Source organism: Pseudomonas sp. TE24901, assembly GCF_054058375.1.
On the sequence record NZ_JBSSAF010000010.1, the window covers coordinates 115,028 to 138,764 of the forward strand.

The following is a 23,737-nucleotide window of genomic DNA, read 5'->3' on the forward strand; positions in this document are numbered from 1 at the left end:
AAGGAGCAGAACATGAGCAAGCCACGTCAACTCAAACTCGGAGCCATGGTCCACGGCGTCGGTCACGGCTGGGGCGAATGGCGCCACCCGCAGGCCCAACCCAATGCCAGTACCAACTTCGGCTTTTACAAGCAGCAGACCGAGCTGGCCGAAAGCGCCAAGTTCGACTTCGTGTTCATCGCCGACAGCCTGCACATCCACGCCAAGTCCAGCCCGCACTACCTCAACCGTTTTGAGCCGCTGACCATCCTGTCGGCCCTGGCCGCGTTGACCACGAATATCGGCTTGGTCGCCACGGTGACCGTCAGCTACACCGAGCCCTACCAGGTGGCGCGCCAGTTCGCGTCCCTGGACCACATCAGCGGCGGCCGTGCCGGGTGGAACGTGGTCACCTCCTGGCTCAGCGGCACCGCCGACAACTTCGGCAAGGCCGAGCACCCGCCGCACGCGGTGCGCTACCGCATCGCCAAGGAACACCTGAACGTGGTCAAAGGCCTGTGGGATTCCTGGGAAGATGACGCCTTCTCCTACAATAAACACAGCGGCGAATTTTTCGCCCCCGCCAAGTTGCACGCGCTCAAACACAAGGGCGAGTTTTTCTCGGTCAAGGGCCCGCTGAATATCGCGCGCTCTCGCCAGGGCCAGCCGGTGATCTTCCAGGCGGGCACCTCCGAAGACGGGCGCAACTTTGCCGCCGAACACTCCGACGCGATCTTTGTACACGTGGAGAGCATCGAAGAAGGCCTGGCCTACACCCAAGACCTCAAGCGCCGCGCCCAGGGCTTCGGGCGTGACGCCGACAGCCTGTCGATCCTGCCGGGCATTCGCCCGATTGTCGGACGCGATGCAGTCGAGGTGGAAAGCCGTTATCAGCAGGCCGTGGATCTGGTGACCGTGGAGGATGCGATCGTCGCCCTGGGCCGCCCGTTCAATGACCACGATTTCAGCCAGTACCCGCTCGACGCGCCCTTCCCGGAACTCGGCGACCTGGGCGCCAACAGCCAGAAAGGCGGCTCCGACCGCATCAAGCAACTGGCCAAGGACGAAGGCCTGACCCTGCGCGAAGTGGCCTTGCGGTTCTCGCGGCCCAAGCGCGATTTTGTCGGCACCCCGGAGCAAGTCGCCGATGCGATCCAGACCTGGTTCGAGACCGGCGCCAGCGACGGGTTCATCATCAACTCGGTACTGCCCGATGGCTTGCAGTACTTCACCGAACTGGTGGTGCCGGTGCTGCAACAGCGCGGCCTGTTCCGTACGGAGTACAGCGGCCACACCTTGCGCGACAACCTGGGCCTGGACGTGCCGGTCAATCGCTACAGCGTTGCCAGCGAAGTGGAGACAGAGCAGGAGGCGCTGGCATGAGCGAGTCCCTGAACCGTCAGTTGGCCGACCTGCATGCCGAACGCGTGGCCACCTGGGCGCCGGCCGCCTTGCAGGTCAACATCGACCAGCGCCAGCGCCTGGTGAACGAAGCGCAGCCTGACGACTATGTGCAGGTCGGCGACGAGCTGGACCCGTTTGTGCTGCTCAACGTGGAAGGCGGTGAACTGAACCGTGAGCTGCTATTGGCCGACGGCCCGGCGGTGCTGATCTTTTTCCGCTTTGCCGGCTGCCCCGCGTGCAACCTCGCCCTGCCTTATTACGAGCGCCAACTCTATCCACGCCTGCGGGAATTGGGCGTGCCGTTGGTAGCCGTCAGCCCGCAGGTGCCGGAGCGTCTGGTGGAGATCAAGACCCGGCACACCCTGCGACTGCTGGTGGCCAGCGACCCGGACAACAACCTCGGGCGGCGGCTGGGCATTCTCTACAGCTTTGACGAGGCCTCGCGAAACGCGGCGTTGGCCAAGGGCAATCACATCGGTGACACCACCGGCACCGGGACGTGGGAATTGCCGCAACCGACCGTGGTGGTGATCGCTCGGGACGGCACCGTGGCGTTCGTGGAAGTCAGCCCGGACTGGCTGGTGCGCACGGAAGCCGAGCCGGTGTTGCAGGCGGTGGAACGCTTACTGGGCCAACAGCCCGTGCGCCTGGCCATCTGAATAACCTCGCCCTCCCCTGTGGGAGCTGGCTTGCCTGCGATAGCAATGCATCAGTAACCAATGTGCCAACTGCAAGAGCGCTATCGCAGGCAAGCCAGCTCCCACATTTTTTGACCGAGTACATTCATCATGACTTCATCGTCTCAACCGTCTCTTCGCTCCGTGGAAGTCGCCAATTTCGACGCCCTGCTCGACCGCCTCAGCGCCGAGCTGGCGAGCACCGCGCACCTGTATGACGAGAGCGGCGCCTTCCCCCACGCCAACTTCAAGTTGCTGCACGAACACGGCCTGGTCGCCCTCACCGTGCCCAAGGCCTTGGGCGGCGGCGGTGCCAGCCTGCCCCAGGCGCGCAAGGCCATCAGTGCGATTGCCAAGGGTGAACCCTCCACCGCGCTGATCCTGGTGATGCAGTACCTGCAACACACCCGCCTGCAAGACAGCAAGACCTGGCCTGCGCACCTGCGCCAGCAAGTGGCCGAGGACGCGGTGCGCAACGGCGCGCTGATCAACGCCCTGCGTGTCGAGCCCGACCTCGGCACCCCGGCCCGTGGCGGCCTGCCGGCGACCACGGCGCTACGCACGGCCGAAGGCTGGCGCATCAGTGGGCGCAAAATCTACTCCACCGGCAGCCACGGCCTGAGCTGGTTCAGCGTGTGGGCGCGCAGCGATGACCCGGACCCGCTGGTCGGCGCCTGGCTGGTGCCCAAGGACAGCCCCGGCGTAAGCATCATCGACACCTGGGATCACTTGGGCATGCGCGCCACCTGTAGCCATGAAGTGGTGCTCGACAACGTGCTGGTGCCGCTGGACCACGCCGTCGGCGTCAGCCCCTGGAGCGCACCGTCGCCGGAGCTGGATGGCGAGGGTTTCCTGTGGATGTCGGTGCTGCTGTCATCGGTGTATGACGCCGTGGCCCAGGCCGCGCGCGACTGGCTGGTGAATTGGCTGGAAGAACGCAAGCCATCCAACCTCGGTGCAGCCCTGTCGACCCTGCCGCGCTTCCAGGAGACCGTCGGCCATATCGACACCCTGCTGTTTGCCAACCGCAGCCTGCTCGACGCCGCTGCCGAAGGCCACACCCCGGCCGCCAACGCGGCGCAGTTGAAGTACCTGGTGACCCATAACGCCATCCGTGCCGTGGAACTGGCCATCGAGGCCTCGGGCAACCCCGGCCTGTCGCGCCATAGCCCGCTGCAACGGCATTACCGCGACGTGCTGTGCAGCCGCGTACACACCCCGCAGAACGACGCCGTGTTGCAAGGTGTCGGCAAAGCGGTGTTCGCCCAACGTGAGAAGGAACGCCCATGACCCAGGTGATTATTGCCAGCCAGCTGGACGAGGATTACAACGACGTGATCCGCCAGCGCCTCGCCGCGCACCACCCCCAGGCCCAGGTGATCGGTGTACCCGTGGGCGTGCCGAGCGACCTGCCGCCCCAGGCCAACATCCTCTTGCTGCGCCCGATCAACGTGCGCGGCTACACCGCCCCGGACACCCCGCCACCGGGCTGGCCGTATGGCGCGCAATGGGTGCACCTGGTGTCGTCGGGTATCGACTTCTACCCGCAGTGGCTGTTCAACGGCCCGCCGGTGACCACCTCACGCGGCAGCGCCGCCGACAACCTCGCTGAGTTCGCCTTGGCGGCGATCTTTGCGGCGTCCAAGCATTTGCCGGACATCTGGGTGAAGAATGCACAGTGGAGTTTCACCCCGCTGCGTCCGCTCAAAGGCACCACGCTGGGCATCCTCGGCTTTGGTGCGATTGGCGAACGCCTGGCGCACAAGGCGCTGGCCTTGGGCATCAACGTCGTGGCGTTGCGTCAGAGCGCAGCGCCGTTTGGCGTCGACGGTGTGCAGGCCGCCAAGGACATCCACGACCTGTTCGCCCGTGCCGATCACCTGGTGTTGGCGGCGCCGCTGACCGAGGCGACGCGGCATATCGTCGACCGTGATGTGCTCGGCAGCGCGAAGCCAGGGCTGCACCTGATCAACATCGCACGCGGCGGTCTGGTGGATCAGGAAGCATTGGTGGAGGCGCTGGACAATGGGCAGATCGGCCTGGCGTCGCTGGACGTGACCGAGCCGGAACCCTTGCCGGATGGGCATCCGTTGTACACGCACCCGAGGGTGCGGTTGTCGCCCCACACATCAGCGATTTCGACCCACAGCCGCCATGAGATTGCCGATGCGTTTTTGGCGAATCTGGAGCGGTATGTCGCGGGCCTCGAATTGGCCAACCTCGCCAACGGCTGACGCGGGCTCCTTCAGCAGCCCTGCGCCAGTTGTTCGCGCAAAAACTCCACCAACGCCTGCACCGGCCGTGAACTCTGCCGGTGCTGGGGGTACACCGCCGACAGGGTCAGGGCTTCGGGGGCGAAGTCGTCCAGGACCGTGACCAGGCGGCCATCCTTCAACGCGTCGCCGACGATAAAGGTGGGCAAGTACGTCACCCCCAGGCCAGCGATGGCCGTGTCGCGCAGCAAATCGCCGTTGTTCACGCGCATGCGCCCACTCACGTTCAACGCCTGCACCTTGCCCTTGAAACGCCACTGAACCTGACGGCCATGGCCGTAAGGCAGGCAGTCGTGTTCACTGAGGTCTTCGGGTTTCTGCGGCGTGCCGCGCAGGGTCAGGTACGCGGGGCTGGCGCAGTACACCCGCGGGATGCTGGCGATGCGGCGGGCGATCAGGGTGGAGTCTTCCAGGGTGCCGATGCGCAGCACCAGGTCATAGCCTTCGCCGATCAGGTCGACGGGACGGTCGCTGAGATCGACTTCTACCGACACCTGGGGATGGCGTTGCAGGAACAGCGGCAACAGGCAGCCCAAATGGGCCATGGCAAATGACAGCGGCGCACTCAGGCGCAGGGTGCCGCGCGGCTCGCTGTTCTGGCCAGCGATGCCCTGCTCCACTTGCTCGACTTCACCGAGCAGGCGCAAGGCGGATTCGTAGTAACTCTGGCCCAGTGGCGTGACGTCCAGGCGGCGGGTGGAACGGTTGAGCAGGCGCACGCCGAGGCGGTCTTCCAGCTGGATCAGGCGGCGGCTGACAAATTGCTTGGACAGGCCCAGTTGCTCGGCGGCGGCGGTGAAACTGCCGGATTCCATGACCTGGCAGAACAGGCGCATGTCTTCGAAGGGGTTCATTGTCGCTTCTCGGTGGACATTTAGCGGCTTTATAGCCTGACAGTGGCCACACCACAAAACAAAATGTGGGAACTGGCTTGCCTGCGATGGCGGTGTGTCAGGAGACATTGTTGTCGACTGACACTCCGCCATCGCGGGCAAGCCCGGCTCCCACAGGGTTCAGCAGAGTTCTTTAGAAACGGTTACTTGGTAAACGCCGAGTAGCTGTTCATCAGGTTACGGTAGTTCGGGATGCGCTGGGACAACAGGTTGGCCAGGCCTTCCATGTCGTTGCGCCAGTCGATCTGCAGCTCGCAGGCCACCGAGAACCAGTTCACCAGTTGCGCGCCGGCCGCACTCATGCGCGCCCAGGCGGCTTGCTGCACGGTTTCGTTGAAGGTGCCGGACGCGTCGGTGACCACGAACACCTCAAAGCCTTCAGCCAGCGCGCACAGGGTCGGGAACGCTACGCAGACATCTGTCACCACGCCCGCGATGATGATCTGCTTGCGCCCGGTCGCCTTGACGGCCTTGACGAAGTCTTCGTTGTCCCACGCGTTGATCTGGCCAGGGCGCGGAATGTACGGCGCGTCCGGGAACATGTCCTTGAGTTCCGGCACCAGCGGGCCATTGGGGCCGCTTTCAAAGCTGGTGGTGAGGATGGTCGGCAAGTTGAAGAACTTGGCCAGGTCCGCCAGGGCCAGCACGTTGTTCTTGAACTCGTTGGGCGAGAAGTCCTGCACCAGGGAGATCAAGCCAGTCTGGTGATCGACCAGCAGGACGACGGCGTCATCTTTGTTCAAACGGTTGTAAGCCATGGGGGTTATCTCCTAACGGGGGGTTGGGTAATCAGAAGGCAAAACACGAGCAGCCGAACGCACCCCAGAAGCCCTGGAAGTCGCTGACCGGCACGCTGGAAAGACGCGCTTTTTCATGGCTGTGCACGTGCACGCCACACGGGCCGCTGCACTGGTGGACCTGCGCCTGCAACGCCGAACTCGGGCGCCAGTGCCCGGGCACCTTGACCACCGGCGACCAGTCCGGCAGCACCGGCACACGTGGCGGTGCGTACTCTTCGAAGTCGCCGGCGCCGTAGACCACCTTGCCGCCGACCACGGTGAGCACCGACTCGATCCATTTGATGGCCTCTTCATCGACGCTGAAGAAGTCCGCCGACAGCGCGGCCACGTCCGCCAATTGGCCGACCTTGATCTGGCCTTTCTTGCCTTGCTCGGACGAGAACCAGGCACTGCCGTGGGTGAACAGTTCCAGCGCGGTGAGGCGCGGCAAGCCCTCGGCGTGCAGCGCCAGGCCGCCTACCGTGCGGCCGCTGACCATCCAGTACAGCGAGGTCCACGGGTTGTAGCTCGACACCCGCGTGGCATCGGTGCCCGCCCCTACCGGCACGCCTTCGGCGAGCATGCGCTGGATCGGTGGCGTGGCTTCGGCGGCCTTGGCGCCGTAGCGCTCAACGAAGTATTCACCCTGAAACGCCATGCGGTCCTGGATCGCAATCCCGCCGCCGAGGGCACGCACGCGCTCGATGTTTTTCGGGGTGATGGTTTCGGCGTGGTCGAAGAACCACGGCAGGCCGTTGAACGGGATGTCGCGGTTGACCTTCTCGAACACGTCGAGCATGCGCGAGATGGACTCGTCATAGGTGGCGTGCAGCCGGAACGGCCAGCGCTGTTCCACCAAGTGACGCACCACCGGCTCCAGTTCCTGCTCCATGGTCAGTGGCAGGTCCGGGCGGGGTTCGAGGAAGTCTTCGAAGTCGGCGGCCGAGAACACCAGCATTTCGCCGGCACCGTTGTGACGCAGGTAGTCATCGCCCTGGTGCAGGGTGACGCTGCCGGTCCAGTTCTTGAAGTCGCTGAGTTCTTCCTTGGGCTTTTGGGTGAACAGGTTGTAGGCGATGCGCACCGTCAACTGTTCGTCCTTGGCCAACTGCTCGATCACCGCGTAGTCGTCAGGGTAGTTCTGGAAACCGCCACCGGCGTCGATCGCACTGGTGAGGCCCAGGCGGTTGAGTTCACGCATGAACTGACGGGTCGAGTTGACCTGGTATTCCAGCGGCAATTTCGGGCCCTTGGCCAGGGTCGCATACAGGATCATCGCGTTGGGCCGCGCCACCAGCATGCCGGTGGGGTTGCCATTGCTGTCGCGCACGATCTCGCCGCCCGGTGGGTTGGGCGTGTCCTTGGTGTAGCCGGCCACGCGCAGGGCCGCGCGGTTGAGCAAGGCGCGGTCGTATAGGTGCAGCACGAACACCGGGGTGTCGGGCGCGGCCTGGTTCAGTTCATCGAGGGTGGGCATGCGCTTTTCGGCGAACTGGAATTCGTTCCAGCCGCCTACCACGCGCACCCATTGCGGGGTCGGCGTGCGATCCGCCTGGTCCTTGAGCATGCGCAGCGCATCGGCCAGGGATGGCACGCCTTCCCAGCGCAGTTCGAGGTTGTAGTTCAGCCCGCCACGGATCAGGTGCAGGTGGGAGTCGTTGAGGCCGGGGATCACGGTGCGGCCCTTGAGGTCGATGACCTGGGTGCCGCTGCCGCGCAGGGCCATGGCCTCGCCGTCGGTGCCCACGGCGACGAAACGCCCACCGCTGATGGCGACGGCGGTGGCGCGCGGGTTTTCACGGTCCACGGTGTGGAACTGGCCATTGAACAGAATCAGATCGGCGTTCATAGGGTTTCCTTTACAGAGGCTTCGAGCCAGGGAGCGAACAGGCGGGTAGCCGCCGGCATCAGCAGGTAGACCACTAGCAACACGATGGTCAGGGTCACCAGGAAGGTGGCGACCACGTAGTTGGAGAGAAAGGGATGCAGGCGCAGGACCGGGCCCCACACCAGCGGCACCAGCAGGGTCAGCGGCAGGATCACGAACAGGGTGACCACCGCCTGCTTCCAGCGTGGCGGCTTGGCGGCGCTGTCGGCCAGGGGCGAGAACCAGAACTCGTTGACGCCGCCGACTTCGGTCTTGTCGCCGTCGGCCAGCATGGGTGCGGCTTCGGCGATCAGGTCGTTGCGTTCGGGGGAGTCGAGCCAGCGCTCCAGCGCGTCGGTGGAGCGGTAGCGCAATACACAGGTGAACAGCGCCAGGCCGTTCTGTTGACTGCGCACCACGTCCACGCCGAGGTGGCCGGGGCGCTCACCGGCGATGCGCACGATGCGCCGCAGCCAGGCTTCGTAGTCGGCCTCGCGGCCTTGCTTGATGAGGTGTTTGACGACCAGGGTGACGACTTCGTCGGGCCCTGTCTCTGGTGCTGGGTCCATGGTGCTCCCCTCTGCCTTGAAAGATCAGCGATGAGGGGAGTGTGCCGTGGGTGGGGGTGATGAAAATTGGATGTACGTGCTGTTTGATCGGCGCTCGTCAGCGCTGGGATTTGGCCAGGATCGCCTGCAACAGCACATCGGCGCCGGCTGTCGACCATTCGGGAGAGATGGCCTCGGCCTCGTTATGGCTCAACCCGTCCACACAGGGCACAAAGATCATCGCGGTGGGCGCGACCTGGTTGAGATAGCAGGCGTCATGCCCGGCACCGGAGATCATCGGCCGATGGCTGTAGCCGAGCTTTTGCGCCGAGGCACGCACCACCTCTACACAGTCGCCGTCGAAGGCAATCGGCGCGTACTGGAAGATCTGCTTCACGCTGTGCTGCAAGCCGATGCCCTCGGCGATGCGGGCCACGGCGTCGCGCAGTTGGACGTCCTGGCGCGCCAGTACCGCTTCGTCCGGGTGACGGAATTCCACGCTGAAAAACACCCGGCCCGGCACCACGTTGCGTGAGTTGGGGAAGATGTTCGCCATGCCCACCGTGGCGCGCCCTTCGGCGCCTTGTTCCAGCCCCAGGCCGTTCACTGCCTCGACGACACGGGCAAAGCCGAGCAAGGCATCCAGGCGATGGTCCATGGGCGTGGTGCCGGCGTGGGCGCTGCGCCCGCTCAGTTCCACTTCATACCAGCGCTGGCCCTGGGCGCCGGTGACGACGCCGATGGTGACGCCTTGGGCTTCGAGGATCGGGCCCTGCTCGATATGCAGCTCGAATGCGGCATGTATCGCTTGGCCGCCCACCGGATGCGCGCCGGCATAGCCGATTTCTTTCAGCGCCTCGCCAATGGTCACCCCCGATTTGTCCTCGCGGGACAACCCGTATTCCAAGTCAAAGACACCGGCGTAGACGCCCGACGAAATCATCGCCGGGGCGAAGCGTGAGCCTTCTTCGTTGGTCCAGTTGACCACTTCGATGGGTCGGTCGGTTTCAATGCCCAGGTCGTTCAAGGTGCGCAGCACTTCCAGCCCGGCGAGCACGCCGTAGATGCCGTCGTACTTGCCGCCGAAGGGTTGGGAGTCGCCATGGGAACCGGTCAGCACCGGGGCCAGGTGGTCGTGGCGACCGGCGCGGCGCGCGAAGATATTGCCCATCGCGTCCACGCGAATGCTGCACCCGGCCGCCATGCACCATTGCACAAACAGGTCGCGGCCACGGCGGTCTTCATCGGTGAGGGCCAGGCGCGAGACGCCGCCCTTTTCGGTGGCGCCGATCGTTGCCATGTCCATCAGCGAGTCCCACAGGCGCTCGCCGTTTACCCGCGCGTGATCAGTCATGAGGCTTGGCCCGGTAGCGGAAGTCACAGTGGTGGGCGCCGCCCATGATGGTCTGGGTGCGGGTCAGTTCGATGTCGGGGTTGTAGCCAACGATAAACAGCTCGTCGCGGTTGCACGACAGCAGGTGACCGATCTCGCCCAGGCCCATCTCGTGGTACATCTCGGCGTAGCGACACCGCTTGACGTCATAGTCGTAGTGCTCGGCATCGCTGGCGATGATCTCGACCTTGAGGGCGTCGTCCTTCTCCCACAGCACTTGCAGCTCGACAAAGCTCTTGAGGTCGGCGCCCTGCTCTTCCAGCGCGGCAAAATGCTTGCCGGCCTGGATCGCCGCGTTGCCCACGGCTTCGCCAATCACGGCCGCGGCAAACGCCTGGCCCTGCTCGCGCTTGAGAATCTCGTAGATCGGCTTGATGATTTCGGCCTCGATCCGCCGACGGGCAAGAATGCCCAGTTCACCTTCCAGCTTGCTCATTTCATCTCTCCTCCAAACCAATGTGGGAGCTGGCTTGCCTGCGATAGCCGTGTGCCAGCCTGTACATCCTTGGCTGATATACCGCCATCGCCGGCAAGCCGGCGCCTACAGCCGGGTTGTTTATTGACCGCCGGCCACGCTCACCGGCTGCCATTGGTTGGCTTTGACCTGGTAAACGGTGAACGACGGTTTCTTCAAGTTGCCTTCGGCATCAAACGCAATGGTGCCGGTTACGCCGGGGTAGCTGATGGCGCGCAAGACCGGCAGGTACTTCTGCGGGTCCACCGAGTCGGCCTTTTCAATCGCCGCCACCAGCACGCCGACACCGTCGTAGGCGAACGGTGCATGCAGCTCGATGTTGGCTTTGTAGCGTTCCTTGTAAGCCTGCTCGAACGCCTTGCCGCCCGGCATCTGCGCAACCGCCAGGCCCGGCTCCAAGGCGATCACGCCCTCGCCTTCGTTCTGCGCCAGTTGCAGGAAGGTCTGGCTGACAAACCCGCCCGCGCCCATCAGCGGTGCCTTGATGCCCAGTTGCTTGATGCGACGGGCCAGCGGTGCGGCCTGGGAATCCACGCCGCCGAAGAAGATCAGGTCCGGGTTCTGGCTGCGGATATTGGTGAGCACGGCACTGAAGTCGATGGTCTTGTCGTCCACGTATTCGCGGCTCACCACGGTTGCACCACCCGCCTCGATGGCCTTGACGAACTGGTCGGCCAGGCCCTGGCCGAACGCGGTGCGGTCATCGATCACGGCGATACGCTTGGCTTTCAGGGTATTCAACGCATAGTCGCCGGCCACGCGGCCGCCATCGTCGTCATGGCCCATGATGCGAAAGCTGGTGTCGAAGCCCTGCTGGGTATAGGCGTGGCCGGTGGCAACCGGGGCGACCTGGGCAATACCAGCGTCGTGGTACACCCGTGCGGCCGGGATGCTGGTGCCGGTGTTCCAGTGGCCGACTACGCCGACCACGCCCTCATCCACCAGTCGCTGGGCCACGGTCACGGCGGTGCGCGGGTCAGACTGGTCGTCTTCGGAGACCAACTTGAACGTCACGGCTTCACCGTTGATTTTTGGATGCTTGGCGTTGGCCTGGTCGATGGCCAATTGCGCGCCGTTTTCCAGGTCCTTGCCGATCCGTGCCGATGGGCCGGTGAGTGGGCCAGCCAAGCCGATCAGCACAGTCTGGTCGGCCTGGGCCACGGCGCTGGCGAGGCTGCTGAGGGCCAGGCCGATCAGTGCGGTTTTCTTCAATGTGTTCATCTGGGGTTCCTGCTGGTTTTCAGGCGGGTCGGAACACGCCGGGCGTCCGGTAGCGTCATGGGTTATCTATTCGCCGAGGTACGCGCTGCGCACCTCGGGGTGTTCAAGCAAATCCTGGGACGGCCCCGTTAGGCTGATACGCCCGGTGTCCATCACATAAGCACGGTCGGTGACGTGCAGCGCCAGCCGCGCGTTCTGCTCCACCAGCAACAGGGTCATGCCTTGGCGGCACACGTCGTCGATCACCTGGAAAATCTTCTCCACCATGATCGGCGCCAAGCCCATGGACGGCTCATCCAGGATCAGCAAGCGCGGGCGCGACAACAGCGCGCGAGCCAGCGCGAGCATCTGCTGTTCGCCGCCCGACAGCAGGCCGGCCGACTGGTGCAGGCGTTCCTGCAGGCGCGGGAAGTGGTCGAACAACTGGCGCATTTCGCGCTGCACCTGCGCGTGGTCACGGCGCAGGAAGGCACCGGCTTGCAGGTTTTCCAGCACACTCATGCGCGCAAAGATCCCGCGTCCTTCCGGAACCATGGCAATGCCTTGGCGCAGCAGTTGGTCGGGCGCTGCGCCGCGGATCGAACGCCCGGCAAAACGGATCTCGCCCTTGGCCGCCGGCAGCAGCCCGGTCAGGGCCTTGAGGCTGGAGGTCTTGCCGGCGCCATTGGCACCGATCAGCGTGACGCGCTCGCCTTCGTGGACATGCAAGTCCAGGGATTTGACGGCTTCGATGGCGCCGTAGCGCACTTGCAAACCGTCCACACTCAACAGGGCTTCAGACATGGGCACTGGCTCCCAGGTAGGCCTGGATCACGGCCGGGTGCTGGCGCACATCGGCGGGCGGGCCCACAGCGATAACCTGGCCGTAATCGAGCACGCTGATGCGGTCGCACACGCCCATCACCAGCTTCACGTCGTGCTCGATCAGCAGCAGCGTGTGGCCGTCGTCGCGGATCTTTTCCAGCAGGCCGCGTAGCTGCACTTTTTCGCTGGCGTTCATGCCGGCTGCCGGTTCATCCAGCGCCAGCAAGCGCGGTTCGGTGGCCAGGGCGCGGGCGATTTCCAGACGGCGCTGATGGCCGTAGCTGAGGCTGTCGGCGCGGTAATGGGCAAACCCGGCCAGGCCCACATACGCCAGCAAACGATGGGCATGGGCGCGGGTTTGCGCTTCTTCCTCACGCGCCCGGCGATGCTGACTCAGCGCCGCCCAGAGGCCATTGCGGGTGCGCACATGGCGCCCGACCATGACGTTTTCCAGGGCGCTCATGGCGTTGAACAGGCGGATATTCTGGAAGGTTCGGGCAATGCCGGCTTCGGCCACCTGGTGCACGCCGGTGGGCTTGTAATCTCGGCCATCGAGCTGGAAACGCCCGGAGTCCGGGGTGTAGAGGCCGGTCATCACGTTGAAGAAGGTCGTCTTGCCCGCGCCATTGGGGCCAATCAACCCGTAGATCTCGCCGGGCTGGATACTCAGGCTCACGTCGGTCAGCGCCGCAACGCCGCCGAAGTGTTTGTTGACCTTGTCGATCTGCAACAACGGTGCGTTCATCGTGCCACTCCTTTGGGCCACAGCCCGGCCGGTCGGTAGAGCATCGCCAGGATCAGCGCCAGGCCGTAGAACAGTTGACGGATGATTTCCGGGTCCACCAGCACCTGGCCGAACAGCGACTGCTGCAGCGGGCCCATGCTGGCGCGCAGGGCTTCGGGCAAGGCCGCCAGCAACACGCAACCCAGGATCACCCCGGGGATATGGCCCATGCCGCCCAACACCACCATCGCCAGCACCGCAATGGACTCGTTGAGGGTGAAGGATTCCGGCGAGACAAACCCCTGGAACGACGCGAACAGCACCCCGCTCACGCCGCCGAACGCCGCGCCAATGGCAAACGCCAGCAGCTTGAGGCGCACGGTGTTGATGCCCATGGCTTGCGCCGCGTCTTCGTCTTCGCGGATGGCCACCCACGCACGGCCGATGCGCGAATGCTCCAGGCGGATGCAGGCGAACAGGATCAGCACCACCAGCGCGGCGAACAGGTAGTAATAGAGGTAAACCGACGGCAGGCGCAGGCCGAACAGGTCCTGGGTGCGGCCCAGGTTCACGCCGAGCAGGTTCACCGGGTCGACCTGGGAGATGCCTTTGGGGCCGTTGGTGATGTTCACCGGGCGGTCGAGGTTGCGCAGCAGGATGCGGATGATCTCGCCAAAGCCCAAGGTCACGATGGCCAGGTAGTCGCCGCGCAGGCGCAGGGTCGGCGCGCCCAGCACGACACCACAGCCGGCCGCCAGCAAGGCGCCGAGTGGCAGGATCAGCCAGATCGAGGTGTGCAGGCCCGCCGGCAACAACGCCGCCAGCGCGGGGAACTGTTGCAGCAAATGCGGCGACGAGAGCAACGCCGCGAGATAAGCGCCCACCGCATAGAACGCGATAAAGCCCATGTCCAGCAGCCCCGCATAGCCGACCACGATGTTCAAGCCGAGGGCGAGCATGATGTACAGCAGGGCAAAGTCCAGGGTGCGCACCCAGGTGTTGCCACCGGCGTGGCCGACGATCCACGGCGCCAGCACCAGGGCCACGGCGAGCAGCAGCAAGCCCAGGCTCGCACGTTTGTTGGGAGTCAGGGACTGGATCATGCGCGGGTCGCCAAACGTTCGCCCAACAACCCCGAAGGCCGGAACACCAGCACCGCAATCAACACGATAAAGGCGAACACATCCTGGTAATTGCTGCCGAACACGCCGTTGGTAGCCGAGCCCAAATAGCCAGTGCCCAGGGCTTCGATCAGCCCCAGCAACAGGCCGCCGAGCATGGCGCCTTTGAGGTTGCCGATACCGCCCAGCACCGCTGCGGTGAAGGCCTTGATGCCGGGCAAAAAGCCCATGTAGAAATGCGCGCTGCCGTAGTTGCTGGCCATCATGATCCCCGCCAACGCGGCAAGCGCGCCGCCAATGGCAAAGGTGATGACGATGATGCGGTTGGGGTTGATGCCCATCAGGCTGGCGACCTGAGGGTTTTCTGCCACGGCGCGCATGGCCCGGCCGAAGCGCGTGCGCTCCACCAACACCAGCAGCGCGACCATCACCGAGACGGCGATGGCGATGGTGGTGAGGGCCGTCACGTTGGTGATCGCCGGGTGCGCGGAGGCGCCGGCCAGCACTTCAATTGGCGCCAGGGGCAGCAATTGCGGGAACATTTGCGGGTTGCGGGTCCACACCAGCATGGCGAGGGTTTGCAGTAGCAGCGACACACCGATGCCACTGATCAACGGCGCCAGGCGCGGGGCATGGCGCAGGCGGCGATAGGCAACACGCTCGATCACTACCGCCAGCACCGCGCAGAAGGCCATGGCGACGACGGTGGCGCAGAGCAACACCAGCACTGGCGGCAAGGCGGGCCAGGTCGCCTGCAACAGGCGGATCACCGACAAGCCCACCAGTGCACCGATCATCAACACGTCGCCATGGGCGAAGTTGATGATGCGCAAAATGCCGTAGACCATGGTGTAACCCAAGGCGACCAGCGCGTAGAGACTGCCCGTCATCAAACCGTTGAGCAGTTGTTGGATAAACCCATCCATCAGGACCATCGACCTCAGTGCGTACAGGGGCGGCACACTAAGCATCTATTCTATTTTTATCAAATATCAGAAAGTCATATCGTTATACCCAACAATAAACACGCTATTTATGCCGCAAATACGGCGTTTATGGCTCTTTATTCAGCGATAAAGTTGGTATTTAATTCAACACATGAATAAATCAGAACAGTTAGCCAACGACCCTCCTCTGCGCGCCGTGCGCACCTTCGAAGCCTTTGCGCGCCATGGCGGGGTGAACGCCGCCGCCCGCGAGCTGGACGTCTCCGCCTCGGCCATCAGCCATCAGTTGCATCTGCTGGAGGATTTTTTGCAGCAGCCGCTGACCTTGCGTCAGGGCCGCAACCTGGTGCTCACCGACGAAGGTCGCGAGTACTACCGGGCGATTCGCTCAGCCTTTGCGGTACTGCGCAGCGCCACCGAACACGTGCGCGAAAAGAGCGCGACGCGCCAGGTCACGATCAGCCTGATCCCGCTGTTTGGCATCAACCTGTTTATCCCGCGCCTGGCGAATTTCCTGAAGGACCACCCGGCGCTGGACATCAACGTGACCTACGCCAACCACCGCAGCTACCCCAGCGATGCGGCTGACCTGTCGATCCGTTTTGGCACCGGGCATTGGCCGGGGTACCACAGCGAGCCGTTGATCTCTGGCGCGGTGACGCCCTATTGCAGCCGCGCGTTCCTGGCGCAGCACGGGCCCATCGACACGCCCCAGGCGCTGAGTGAACTGCCGTTGCTGCACGACGAAGAACGCGGCACCTGGGGCCAATGGTTCGAGGCCGCCGAAGTCGACACCACGGCGCTCAATGGCTTGCTGTTGGAAGACGGCCAGTTGGCACTCACCGCCACCCTCACCGGCCTCGGTTGCGCGCTGCTGCGCGAGCCGCTGGTGGCGCCCCATGTGGCCAGTGGTGAGCTGGTTAAGCTGTTTGATCTGCAGGTCAATGATGGCCGCCAGTACTACCTGTGCCGGCGCGCCAACAGTGAGTTGTCGAGCGAGGGGAATGACTTGTATGACTGGATCAAGCGCAGTTTGATTGCGCAATAGACCGCAGTTCAAAAGGTGGGAGCTGGCTTGCCTGCGATTGCGGTGTATCTGCAATCAATTCTCTAGCAGGCCCACCGCTATCGCAGGCAAGCCAGCTCCCACATTTTTAACCGCGTTGGGTATCAAGACCTTGTTGCGGATCAGCTACCGTTGCCGCCGTGCGCCTCTTCGAAGAAGTAGTCCTTCCAGCTGGCGGCCTTGTTTTTCAGCACACCCAGCTCCTGCAGTTTCTCGGCATAGATGAAGGTGCGCTGCGGCACGATGGTGAAGTCGATCTCGGGGTCCTGGACGATTTTCTCCACCAGGTCCAACGGCAGCTTCGACTGCTCTACGCGGATGTAGGCCTTGGCGGCCGCTGGCTTGTCGGCCTTGATGATTTTTTCAGCCTCGGCCAGCGCGTCATAGAACGCCTTGTAGGTCTTGGGGTTTTCGTCGTGGAATTTCTGCGTGGTGTACAGCACGTTGAACGTCGCCTGCCCACCCAGGATGTCGTAGGAACTGAGCACCTTGTGCACGTTGGGGTTGAGCAGCTCCTGGTACTGGAACGGCGGGCTGGAGAAGTGCGCATTGATCTCCGAACCACCGGCAATCAGCGCCGCCGTGGCGTCGGGGTGAGCCAGACTGATGGAGATGTCGTCGAATTTCTTGTATTGGTCATTGCCGAACTGCTTGGCGGTCTCGATCTGCAAGGTGCGCGACTGGAAGCCCACGCCAGCGGCGGGCACGGCAATGCGGTCTTTCTCGCTGAAGTCCTTGAGGGTTTTCACGTTCGGGTTGTTGGTGAGCAGGTAGTTGGGCATCGAGCCCAGCGAGGCGATGGCCTTGACGTTCTGCTTGCCCTTGGTGCGATCCCACAGCGTGAGCATTGGCGGTACGCCGGCCGAAACCACGTCCAGGGCGCCGGCCAGCAGCGATTCGTTCATCGCGGTGGCGCCGGAAATGCTGTTCCAGTCCACCTTGATGTCCAAGCCCTGCTCCTTGCCGTGCTTTTCAATCAGGTTCTGGTCGCGCACCACGTCGAGGATCAGGTAGCCGATGCCGAATTGCTGGGCGATGCTGATCTTGCCTTCGGCCTGGGCACCGGGGCTGAGCAAGGCCGTTGCGGCGGCCAACGAGGCCGCCAGGAGGGTCAGGGAGGAACGCTTGAAGGTCATGGGGGAGTCTGCCGCGCTTTTGAGAAGGTGAGCGAGGGTAGCCACGATTTTTAAGACAGGAAAAGAATATCGGGATCTATTGTTATGCAAAATGGCCCACAAACCTGCCCGTGGCTGCTATTGTGCCGCGCTTTGAAAAACCGTCGAACCTGCGAGGAAATGGACGTTGAACACTGACGAAAAAATGACCGGGGACCTGTTCGAAGTCGATAAGCGCCTGTCACTCAAGCCCGTGGTGGACTTCAACGCCTACCTGCGCAGCGCCTTCGGCGACGGCCCGTGCACCTGCGTGCGCTGCACCGCCAGCGGAGGCGATGAAACCGGCTACGCGTTCCAGCACACCTTTACTTTCGACGGCAAACCCACCCACCGCCGCTTCGCCTCCACGGCGGGCAGTGATGTGTTGATGGCGCTGAAGAAGGCGTGGTTGTCCTACACCAAGGCCGAGTTGCCGTTGAGCGGCGTGCTGGTGCTGGACACGGTGAAGGAATTTGTCGAGCCACAACTGCACAAGCGCCTGGCGCCGCTGTTTCTGGCCAGTGGGTTGGTCAAGGACGTGGACGGCGCGCTGCAGATCCAACCCCAAGCCGCCTGATAACCTGTAGGCGCCGGCTTGCCGGCTCCTGCAGTACGTTTGGTGTTCTTAAACTCCCGCCAACACCGCCGGGTCCCCTGAGCGCCAGACGTTATCCACGGTCACGCGCTGGATCAGCCATACGCCCTCTTCCCGCACCAACGCCACGTCATACCGGTTCTTCATCAGGTAATGCCGTGAAGGATCGTTTTTGGGCACGTGCTGCGCTTCCACCAATGCATCCAGCCGCGCACTGTTGCCCTCAAGGGTTACCCGCGCGTTACTCACAGAATGAGTGGTGTCGAGTTGGCTGAGGGCGCCGGACAGTGCGGTGACGATGGTGTCGCGCCCTTCCAGCACCGGGTATTCAAAACCTGCCTTGGCAGCGGCCGGGCCAAAATCCGATACGGCGTTGACGGTGAACGCCGAAGCGAGCAAAGCCGGATCTTGCAGATCAATGCCTGCTGCGAAGCGATGCAGGGTGTCGATCACCGCGAACTTATCAGCAGCGGTGTGTAGCTCGAGGGTGGTCATGGGGGTAATTCCTGTGGGATTAGTAATCGGTGATATGCGTTCCGGCAATGGTCTGGGCAAAGCCCACGCCAAACAGCCTTGCGGGGGTTTCAAAACCGGGGCGGCGTTCGCCGTCGAGCACGCGGCGCGCAGTCTCCACGGCGGCCAGTGGGGTGTAGCTGTAGCCGTTGATGGTCTCAATCACCGAGCGCGCCACCGAGCCGTCGATGCCGGTGACTTCGGCCACGGCACGGGCACGATGGGCGTCGCGCTGGCCTTGAGAGGGGCCGTCGGGCAGCAGTGACAGGTCGCCCTCAGGGAACGCTTCGCCAGTGATGTGAACGAACATGGCGATATTCGGGATGGCGCTGGAATGCCACGCAGTGACCAGGTCGCCAAAGGACAACGGGGCACACAGCACTGGGCCGTCGCCAAAATCCAGGTATTGGGGTTGCGCGCCCGGCGTGGCGACCAACTGACCGTCGAGCCGTGCCATCACGCCGGCACCGAGGATCTCGCTGACACTCATGGCCGAACCACGGGACATCGCGCCGGGCACATGCAGGGCGATTTTTATCGACTGCGGCCGCTGCACACGGCTGGCGACGTGCATGGCCAGGCAGTCGGTGGGCACCACGTCCCAGCCCACGCCGGGCAGCAACATCACTTGCGACTCAGCGCCGAGCCGCTCGGCCAGGCGGTACACGTTGATTTCGGCGGTGATGTCCAGGTAGTCGGTACCGTTGGCGATACAGGCGCGCATCAAGGCTTCGGCGGTTTGGGCGAAGGGGCCGGCGAAATTGAGCAGGACGTCGATCCCGTCCAACTGGGCGGCATCCGGGGTGAATACCCGGTAAGGCGTGCCCAACTCAGCGGCCAGGGACGCCAGGCGTTCGGCGTTGCGACCGGCCAGCACCAGATTCAGGCCAAGTTGTTTTGCGTGTTGCGCTGCCATGCGTCCGGTGTAGCCGGTGGCGCCATAGATCATCAGGGTCTTCATGAGGTGTGCTGCCAGTTCTTGTAGACGAATTCGAGGCTGTAGCCGTCCGGGTCCAGCACATTGGCGGCGTAGTAGTTGGGGTCATAATGCAGGCGAGCGCCCGGTGCGCCGTTGTCGGTGGCACCGTTGGCCAGCGCTGCCGCGTAGGCCTTTTCCACTTCGGCGCGGTTATTGGCGACAAAGCCCACATGCACCGCTCGCCCTTCCACGGTGCCTTCGCGCAGCCAGAAAAACATGCGCCCGTTGGCGCCAAAGCCTTTCAAGTCCGGATGACCGGGCGGGCCGTCCTTGCCGTCGTAGTCCAGGCGCGCGGTGATGCCAAGGGGTTGGAGGGTGGCTTCATAGAAACGAATGGAGCGTTGGATATCGCTGACTGAGAGAAACAGGTGATCAAGCATGGTGCGGCCTCCAATTCAGATGATGTAGCCGCCTGCAACTTCGATCGTCTGGGCATTGATCCAACGACCTTCTTGCGACAGCAGCATGGCAATAACCCGTGCGACGTCTTCCGGCTCGCCGACACGACCGAGGGCGGTTTGCCCGGCCAGCAGGGCTTCGAACTCATCGTTCAAGCCGCCGCCCAACTCCGTGCGAATGGCGCCTGGAGACACCGCATTGGCGCGGATACGCCGTTCGCCGAATTCCTTGGCCATGTAGCGGGTCAGCACATCCAGGCCGCCCTTGAAGGCAGCGTAAGGCGCGACGCCTGCTGTAGCGACGCGGGTGGTGGCGCTGGTGAGGTTGACGATGCCGGCGTGCTCTTCCAGCAGCGGCAACAAGGCCTGGGTGAGAAAGAACGGGCCTTTGAGGTGCACGTTGAACAGGCCGTCGAACTGCGCCTCGGTCACCGATTCCAGCGGGTTGAACAGGCCGTAGCCGCCGTTGTTGACCAGGCCGTTCAGGGTGTTAACGCCCCAATTAGCCCGCAGGGCCTGCGCCACGGCTTCGCCGAATGCGGCGAACGTACTGACATTCGCGACATCCAGCTCCAGGGCAACGGCCTTGCCGCCTTGGGCTTCAATACGCTGCACCACGGTTTGCGCTGCGTCGCCGTTGCGGTTGTAGGTAAGGATCACCCCATGCCCCTGGCGAGCACACAGTTCGGCCGTACTGGCGCCTATTCCACGGCTGCCTCCGGTAATCACGATGACGCTCATGGTCTGCTCCGCTGCTGAAAAGTTGAGTGCCCACAGTAGTCATCGCCCTACCCCGTCACTCAGCCGTTCCTACTCCAATCCTGCCTGTTTCTGCTTTTTGCTTGCGCAAGCTCTGCAGGAAGGAACAGCATGACCCGCATGAATACTCAATTGATCGAACTGCGTGCCTTGGCCGCAAGGGCCGAAAACCGCCGCACCGAGACCGGCATCCCACGGGTGGCGATGGTCCAGGGGGCGATTCCTGAGCACCTGCTCGCGGCCGTGTATGACCCGATGATCAACCTGATCCTGCAAGGCAGTAAGTGCATGACCGTGGGCGACCGCACGTTGCATTACGACCCGGCGACGTATTTTGTGATGTCCATCGAGTTGCCCGCCGTGGGCGTGGTGAACCCGGCGAGCAGCGGCGAGCCTTACCTGGCGGTCAGCCTGACCTTGGATCCGACCGTGCTGACCACGCTGCTCAATGATCTGCCGGCGCCCACCGGGCGATGTGAACAGGAAGCCGGGTTCTCGGTGGCAGCGGTAACCCCAGCCCTGATGGACGCCTGGGTACGCATGCTGCGCCTGATGGGTGACCCGGTGGCGATCGCCGCGCTGGCCCCTGCGTATGAGCGGGAGATCCTCTACCACGTACTGCAAGGCCCTCACGGCTGGATGCTGCGCGAGATTGCTGCGCCAGACACGGCGATGGCACGGGTCAGCCAGGCGATCCAGTGGATTCGTCGCGATTATGCCGAACCGATCCGCGTGGAGGCCTTGGCCCAGAAGGCCGCGATGAGTGTTTCGGCGTTTCATCGGCACTTCAAGGCGGTGACCAATTTGAGCCCGTTGCAGTATCAGAAACGCGTGCGGTTGCTGCAGGCGCGGACGTTGATGGTCGCCAGCGCGAGCAGCGTGACCCGTGCGGCGTTTGAGGTAGGGTATGAAAGCGCGACCCAGTTCAGCCGCGATTATGCGCGGGTGTTCGGGTTGCCGCCGGCGCGGGATACCGCGCGGATTCTGGCTGATAGCCGAGGGCATTAGTGTAGGCGCCGGCTTGCCGGCTCCTACAGGGGTGGGTGCCAGCGTGGACCATTGGCGTAAGGATTACTTACGCGCAGCCTCCCACTGCTTGAGCAGGTCGCCGTAGGCCACGGTTTCGCCTTTTGGCTTCTCGTTGGCCAGTTTCGGTTTTGGTGCGCCCGGCTGGTCGAACCAGTATTGCGCGTCACGTTCTTCGTTCATTTTCGGGCCACACACCGGTTGCACCTTGGAGCGTTCCAGGCGCGTCATGATGGCGTCCTGCTCCTTGGCCAGGTTGTCCAGTGCTTGCTGCGGGGTTTTCTCGCCGCTGGCCGCTGCGGCGATGTTGCTCCACCACAGTTGCGCCAGGCGCGGGTAGTCCGGCACGTTGGTACCGGTCGGTGTCCATTCGACACGGGCCGGGCTGCGGTAGAACTCCACCAGGCCACCGAGTTTCGGCGCCAGGTCAGTCATGGCCTGGGAGTTGATGTCCGACTCACGAATCGGCGTCAGGCCGACGATGGTTTTCTTCAGCGAGACGGTTTTCGAGGTCACGAACTGCGCGTAGAGCCAGGCCGCGAGCTTCTGCTTCTCGGGCGTCGATTTGAGGAAGGTCCAGGAGCCTACGTCCTGATAGCCCTTCTTCATGCCTTTTTCCCAGTAAGGTCCGACCGGCGACGGCGCCATGCGCCATTTCGGCGTGCCGTCGGCGTTCACCACCGGCAGGCCGGGCTTGGTCATGTCGGCGGTAAACGCGGTGTACCAGAAGATCTGCTGGGCGATGTTGCCCTGGGACGGCACCGGGCCGGATTCGGAGAAGGTCATGCCCGCCGCTTCCGGTGGCGCGTAGGCTTTCATCCAGTCCACGTATTTCTGCGTGGCAAACACAGCCGCCGGGCCGTTGGTGTCGCCGCCACGGGTGACGCTGGAGCCGACCGGGTGGCAGTCCTCCACGCGAATGCCCCACTCGTCCACCGGCAGGCCGTTGGGCAAGCCTTTGTCGCCGCCACCGGCCATGGAGAACCAGGCATCGGTGAAGCGCCAGCCCAGGGACGGGTCTTTCTTGCCGTAGTCCATGTGCCCGTAGATGCGCTTGCCGTCGATTTCCTTGACGTCTTCGCTGAAGAATTTGGCGATGTCTTCATAGGCCGACCAGTTCACTGGCACGCCCAGCTCATAGCCGTACTTTTCCTTGAACTTGGCTTTCAGGTCGGCGCGCTCGAACCAGTCGGCGCGGAACCAGTAGAGGTTGGCGAACTGCTGGTCGGGCAGTTGGTAGACCTTGCCGTCCGGCGCGGTGGTGAAGGAAATGCCGATGAAGTCCTTGATGTCCAGGGTCGGCGAGGTGAAGTTCTTGCCTTCATTGGCCATCAGGTCGGTGATGGATTCGGTCTTGCCGTAGCGAAAGTGCGTACCGATCAAGTCGGAATCGTTGACCCAGCCGTCATAGATGTTCTTGTCGGACTGCATCTGGGTTTGCAGCTTCTCCACCACGTCGCCTTCCTGCAGCAGGTCGTGGGTCAGCTTGATGCCGGTGATTTCGGTAAAGGCCTTGGCCAGTACCTTGGATTCGTACTCGTGGGTGGTGAGGGTTTCCGACACCACGTTGATCTTCATCCCACGGAACGGCTCCGCCGCCTTGATAAACCACTTCAGCTCTTCGAGCTGTTGCTCGGCGGTCAGCGTGGACGGTTTGAATTCACTGCCGATCCATTTTTTCGCGGCATCTTCATACGCATCGGCCCAGGCCGTGGCGCTCAAACCACTGAGGGCCAGTACGGCGGCCAATGAAATGCTATGTCGCAGCTTATTGTTGTTATCGAACATAGAGACCTCCTGGTTAATTTCAAACGGGACTTCAGACGCCGACCTCCTACAGGTGGGTGATCGCCGCCCGCATCAGCCCCAACGCATCACACACAACAGCCACACCAGGGACAGCGCGGACGCCACCCAGATGCTCCAGCCGGTTACGCCGATCACCAGCAGGTGCAGGTAGGCGCTGCCGAGAAGACCGATAAACAAGCGATCACCACGGGTGGTGCTGATCGGTAAAAAACCGCGCCGGGGGATGCTCGGCGAGCGCAGCTCCCACGTGGTCATGCCCACCAGCAACAGGGCAATGGCCGCGAAGAACAACGCGGTGGGGGTGGTCCAGGCCATCCATTCCATCATCGACTC

General features: G+C 63.4%; 25 protein-coding genes. 7 read left to right on the plus strand and 18 right to left on the minus strand.

Features of this window, described 5'->3' with window-relative positions:
- Window positions 1-12 precede the first annotated feature (12 nt).
- The 4 genes from ACVWVP_RS20615 to ACVWVP_RS20630 all read left to right on the plus strand — a co-directional run bounded on the left by ACVWVP_RS20615 (window position 13) and on the right by ACVWVP_RS20630 (window position 4,294).
- Complete coding sequence (locus tag ACVWVP_RS20615) at window positions 13-1,362, plus strand: LLM class flavin-dependent oxidoreductase (protein ID WP_457407731.1); 1,350 nt, start codon at window positions 13-15, stop codon at window positions 1,360-1,362.
- A complete protein-coding gene (locus ACVWVP_RS20620; protein WP_178922504.1) occupies window positions 1,359-2,042 on the plus strand; it encodes a peroxiredoxin-like family protein in 684 nt (227 codons plus the stop codon). The genes ACVWVP_RS20615 and ACVWVP_RS20620 overlap by 4 nt, the downstream gene beginning before the upstream one ends.
- A 129-nt stretch (window positions 2,043-2,171) precedes the next feature.
- Window positions 2,172-3,350 (plus strand): acyl-CoA dehydrogenase family protein, encoded by a 1,179-nt coding sequence (locus ACVWVP_RS20625; protein ID WP_259174868.1) that lies wholly within the window; start codon window positions 2,172-2,174, stop codon window positions 3,348-3,350.
- Window positions 3,347-4,294, plus strand: a complete 948-nt coding sequence (locus ACVWVP_RS20630) for a D-isomer specific 2-hydroxyacid dehydrogenase family protein (RefSeq protein WP_457407732.1) — start codon at window positions 3,347-3,349, stop codon at window positions 4,292-4,294. Before ACVWVP_RS20625 ends, ACVWVP_RS20630 begins: the two co-directional genes overlap by 4 nt.
- 11 nt (window positions 4,295-4,305) lie before the next feature.
- Here ACVWVP_RS20630 and ACVWVP_RS20635 read toward each other — a convergent pair whose 3' ends face one another.
- From ACVWVP_RS20635 to ACVWVP_RS20685, 11 genes are all read right to left on the minus strand, one after another.
- Complete coding sequence (locus tag ACVWVP_RS20635; RefSeq protein WP_457407734.1) at window positions 4,306-5,187, minus strand: LysR family transcriptional regulator; 882 nt, start codon at window positions 5,185-5,187, stop codon at window positions 4,306-4,308.
- Between the two features lie 182 nt (window positions 5,188-5,369).
- Entirely contained in the window at window positions 5,370-5,984 is a 615-nt protein-coding gene (gene ycaC, locus ACVWVP_RS20640; RefSeq protein ID WP_178922512.1) for an isochorismate family cysteine hydrolase YcaC, read from the minus strand.
- Window positions 5,985-6,015: 31 nt separating this feature from the next.
- Window positions 6,016-7,854: an amidohydrolase gene (locus tag ACVWVP_RS20645; protein WP_457407736.1), complete on the minus strand. Its 1,839-nt coding sequence runs from the start codon at window positions 7,852-7,854 to the stop codon at window positions 6,016-6,018.
- The gene (locus ACVWVP_RS20650) at window positions 7,851-8,441 is read right to left on the minus strand and encodes an antibiotic biosynthesis monooxygenase (RefSeq protein WP_259174873.1); all 591 of its coding nucleotides are present in this window, start codon (window positions 8,439-8,441) and stop codon (window positions 7,851-7,853) included. Before ACVWVP_RS20650 ends, ACVWVP_RS20645 begins: the two co-directional genes overlap by 4 nt.
- 97 nt (window positions 8,442-8,538) lie before the next feature.
- Window positions 8,539-9,774 (minus strand): Zn-dependent hydrolase, encoded by a 1,236-nt coding sequence (locus tag ACVWVP_RS20655; protein WP_457407737.1) that lies wholly within the window; start codon window positions 9,772-9,774, stop codon window positions 8,539-8,541.
- Window positions 9,767-10,249, minus strand: coding sequence for an L-2-amino-thiazoline-4-carboxylic acid hydrolase (locus ACVWVP_RS20660; protein WP_178922520.1), 483 nt, complete (start codon window positions 10,247-10,249; stop codon window positions 9,767-9,769). Before ACVWVP_RS20660 ends, ACVWVP_RS20655 begins: the two co-directional genes overlap by 8 nt.
- Window positions 10,250-10,369: 120 nt before the next feature.
- Window positions 10,370-11,509: a branched-chain amino acid ABC transporter substrate-binding protein gene (locus ACVWVP_RS20665; protein WP_259174875.1), complete on the minus strand. Its 1,140-nt coding sequence runs from the start codon at window positions 11,507-11,509 to the stop codon at window positions 10,370-10,372.
- A gap of 66 nt (window positions 11,510-11,575) precedes the next feature.
- A complete protein-coding gene (locus ACVWVP_RS20670; protein ID WP_178922524.1) occupies window positions 11,576-12,292 on the minus strand; it encodes an ABC transporter ATP-binding protein in 717 nt (238 codons plus the stop codon).
- Window positions 12,285-13,058 (minus strand): ABC transporter ATP-binding protein, encoded by a 774-nt coding sequence (locus tag ACVWVP_RS20675; RefSeq protein WP_178922526.1) that lies wholly within the window; start codon window positions 13,056-13,058, stop codon window positions 12,285-12,287. The genes ACVWVP_RS20670 and ACVWVP_RS20675 overlap by 8 nt, the downstream gene beginning before the upstream one ends.
- The gene (locus ACVWVP_RS20680; RefSeq protein ID WP_178922528.1) at window positions 13,055-14,140 is read right to left on the minus strand and encodes a branched-chain amino acid ABC transporter permease; all 1,086 of its coding nucleotides are present in this window, start codon (window positions 14,138-14,140) and stop codon (window positions 13,055-13,057) included. Before ACVWVP_RS20680 ends, ACVWVP_RS20675 begins: the two co-directional genes overlap by 4 nt.
- Window positions 14,137-15,084: a branched-chain amino acid ABC transporter permease gene (locus ACVWVP_RS20685; RefSeq protein ID WP_259174878.1), complete on the minus strand. Its 948-nt coding sequence runs from the start codon at window positions 15,082-15,084 to the stop codon at window positions 14,137-14,139. The genes ACVWVP_RS20680 and ACVWVP_RS20685 overlap by 4 nt, the downstream gene beginning before the upstream one ends.
- A gap of 172 nt (window positions 15,085-15,256) precedes the next feature.
- Between ACVWVP_RS20685 and ACVWVP_RS20690 the strand changes: the two genes are divergently transcribed.
- Window positions 15,257-16,153: a LysR substrate-binding domain-containing protein gene (locus tag ACVWVP_RS20690; protein WP_176995596.1), complete on the plus strand. Its 897-nt coding sequence runs from the start codon at window positions 15,257-15,259 to the stop codon at window positions 16,151-16,153.
- 140 nt (window positions 16,154-16,293) lie between these two features.
- On the opposite strand, the gene ACVWVP_RS20695 is transcribed toward ACVWVP_RS20690, so the two are convergent.
- A complete protein-coding gene (locus tag ACVWVP_RS20695) occupies window positions 16,294-17,307 on the minus strand; it encodes an ABC transporter substrate-binding protein (protein ID WP_176995595.1) in 1,014 nt (337 codons plus the stop codon).
- A gap of 166 nt (window positions 17,308-17,473) precedes the next feature.
- On the opposite strand from ACVWVP_RS20695, the gene ACVWVP_RS20700 reads away from it, so the two are divergent.
- Window positions 17,474-17,902, plus strand: a complete 429-nt coding sequence (locus ACVWVP_RS20700; protein WP_178922536.1) for a hypothetical protein — start codon at window positions 17,474-17,476, stop codon at window positions 17,900-17,902.
- 48 nt (window positions 17,903-17,950) lie between these two features.
- Here the strand turns inward: ACVWVP_RS20700 and ACVWVP_RS20705 are convergent, their stop codons facing one another.
- Genes ACVWVP_RS20705 through ACVWVP_RS20720 form a run of 4 tightly spaced genes read right to left on the minus strand, consistent with a single transcriptional unit; the run spans window position 17,951 to window position 20,551 of the window.
- On the minus strand, window positions 17,951-18,415 hold the full coding sequence (locus ACVWVP_RS20705; RefSeq protein WP_457407738.1) for a nuclear transport factor 2 family protein: 465 nt from the start codon (window positions 18,413-18,415) through the stop codon (window positions 17,951-17,953).
- A 19-nt stretch (window positions 18,416-18,434) separates the two neighbouring features.
- Window positions 18,435-19,394, minus strand: a complete 960-nt coding sequence (locus ACVWVP_RS20710; protein WP_178922540.1) for a saccharopine dehydrogenase family protein — start codon at window positions 19,392-19,394, stop codon at window positions 18,435-18,437.
- A complete protein-coding gene (locus ACVWVP_RS20715) occupies window positions 19,391-19,792 on the minus strand; it encodes a VOC family protein (RefSeq protein WP_178922541.1) in 402 nt (133 codons plus the stop codon). Before ACVWVP_RS20715 ends, ACVWVP_RS20710 begins: the two co-directional genes overlap by 4 nt.
- Before the next feature lie 15 nt (window positions 19,793-19,807).
- Window positions 19,808-20,551, minus strand: coding sequence for an SDR family NAD(P)-dependent oxidoreductase (locus ACVWVP_RS20720; protein WP_457407739.1), 744 nt, complete (start codon window positions 20,549-20,551; stop codon window positions 19,808-19,810).
- 138 nt (window positions 20,552-20,689) lie between these two features.
- On the opposite strand from ACVWVP_RS20720, the gene ACVWVP_RS20725 reads away from it, so the two are divergent.
- The gene (locus ACVWVP_RS20725) at window positions 20,690-21,577 is read left to right on the plus strand and encodes an AraC family transcriptional regulator (protein ID WP_259175042.1); all 888 of its coding nucleotides are present in this window, start codon (window positions 20,690-20,692) and stop codon (window positions 21,575-21,577) included.
- Between the two features lie 63 nt (window positions 21,578-21,640).
- Here the strand turns inward: ACVWVP_RS20725 and ACVWVP_RS20730 are convergent, their stop codons facing one another.
- A complete protein-coding gene (locus ACVWVP_RS20730; protein ID WP_178922545.1) occupies window positions 21,641-23,383 on the minus strand; it encodes an ABC transporter substrate-binding protein in 1,743 nt (580 codons plus the stop codon).
- 72 nt (window positions 23,384-23,455) lie between these two features.
- The gene (locus ACVWVP_RS20735) at window positions 23,456-23,728 is read right to left on the minus strand and encodes a DUF2160 domain-containing protein (RefSeq protein ID WP_176995587.1); all 273 of its coding nucleotides are present in this window, start codon (window positions 23,726-23,728) and stop codon (window positions 23,456-23,458) included.
- Window positions 23,729-23,737: the final 9 nt, after the last annotated feature.

Excerpts from the sequence above, each read along its gene's own strand:
- ACVWVP_RS20650 (WP_259174873.1), bottom strand. The coding sequence starts at position 8,441 with ATGGACCCAGCACCAGAGACAGGGCCCGACGAAGTCGTCACCCTGGTC.
- ACVWVP_RS20680 (WP_178922528.1), bottom strand. The coding sequence starts at position 14,140 with ATGATCCAGTCCCTGACTCCCAACAAACGTGCGAGCCTGGGCTTGCTG.
- ACVWVP_RS20735 (WP_176995587.1), bottom strand. The coding sequence starts at position 23,728 with ATGGAATGGATGGCCTGGACCACCCCCACCGCGTTGTTCTTCGCGGCC.
- ACVWVP_RS20730 (WP_178922545.1), bottom strand. The coding sequence starts at position 23,383 with ATGTTCGATAACAACAATAAGCTGCGACATAGCATTTCATTGGCCGCC.
- ACVWVP_RS20705 (WP_457407738.1), bottom strand. The coding sequence starts at position 18,415 with ATGACCACCCTCGAGCTACACACCGCTGCTGATAAGTTCGCGGTGATC.
- ACVWVP_RS20715 (WP_178922541.1), bottom strand. The coding sequence starts at position 19,792 with ATGCTTGATCACCTGTTTCTCTCAGTCAGCGATATCCAACGCTCCATT.
- ACVWVP_RS20685 (WP_259174878.1), bottom strand. The coding sequence starts at position 15,084 with ATGGATGGGTTTATCCAACAACTGCTCAACGGTTTGATGACGGGCAGT.
- ACVWVP_RS20720 (WP_457407739.1), bottom strand. The coding sequence starts at position 20,551 with ATGAGCGTCATCGTGATTACCGGAGGCAGCCGTGGAATAGGCGCCAGT.
- ACVWVP_RS20695 (WP_176995595.1), bottom strand. The coding sequence starts at position 17,307 with ATGACCTTCAAGCGTTCCTCCCTGACCCTCCTGGCGGCCTCGTTGGCC.
- ACVWVP_RS20690 (WP_176995596.1), top strand. The coding sequence starts at position 15,257 with ATGAATAAATCAGAACAGTTAGCCAACGACCCTCCTCTGCGCGCCGTG.
- ACVWVP_RS20660 (WP_178922520.1), bottom strand. The coding sequence starts at position 10,249 with ATGAGCAAGCTGGAAGGTGAACTGGGCATTCTTGCCCGTCGGCGGATC.
- ACVWVP_RS20615 (WP_457407731.1), top strand. The coding sequence starts at position 13 with ATGAGCAAGCCACGTCAACTCAAACTCGGAGCCATGGTCCACGGCGTC.
- ACVWVP_RS20675 (WP_178922526.1), bottom strand. The coding sequence starts at position 13,058 with ATGAACGCACCGTTGTTGCAGATCGACAAGGTCAACAAACACTTCGGC.
- ACVWVP_RS20630 (WP_457407732.1), top strand. The coding sequence starts at position 3,347 with ATGACCCAGGTGATTATTGCCAGCCAGCTGGACGAGGATTACAACGAC.
- ACVWVP_RS20625 (WP_259174868.1), top strand. The coding sequence starts at position 2,172 with ATGACTTCATCGTCTCAACCGTCTCTTCGCTCCGTGGAAGTCGCCAAT.
- ACVWVP_RS20725 (WP_259175042.1), top strand. The coding sequence starts at position 20,690 with ATGAATACTCAATTGATCGAACTGCGTGCCTTGGCCGCAAGGGCCGAA.
- ACVWVP_RS20655 (WP_457407737.1), bottom strand. The coding sequence starts at position 9,774 with ATGACTGATCACGCGCGGGTAAACGGCGAGCGCCTGTGGGACTCGCTG.
- ACVWVP_RS20665 (WP_259174875.1), bottom strand. The coding sequence starts at position 11,509 with ATGAACACATTGAAGAAAACCGCACTGATCGGCCTGGCCCTCAGCAGC.
- ycaC (WP_178922512.1), bottom strand. The coding sequence starts at position 5,984 with ATGGCTTACAACCGTTTGAACAAAGATGACGCCGTCGTCCTGCTGGTC.
- ACVWVP_RS20645 (WP_457407736.1), bottom strand. The coding sequence starts at position 7,854 with ATGAACGCCGATCTGATTCTGTTCAATGGCCAGTTCCACACCGTGGAC.
- ACVWVP_RS20620 (WP_178922504.1), top strand. The coding sequence starts at position 1,359 with ATGAGCGAGTCCCTGAACCGTCAGTTGGCCGACCTGCATGCCGAACGC.
- ACVWVP_RS20710 (WP_178922540.1), bottom strand. The coding sequence starts at position 19,394 with ATGAAGACCCTGATGATCTATGGCGCCACCGGCTACACCGGACGCATG.
- ACVWVP_RS20670 (WP_178922524.1), bottom strand. The coding sequence starts at position 12,292 with ATGTCTGAAGCCCTGTTGAGTGTGGACGGTTTGCAAGTGCGCTACGGC.
- ACVWVP_RS20635 (WP_457407734.1), bottom strand. The coding sequence starts at position 5,187 with ATGAACCCCTTCGAAGACATGCGCCTGTTCTGCCAGGTCATGGAATCC.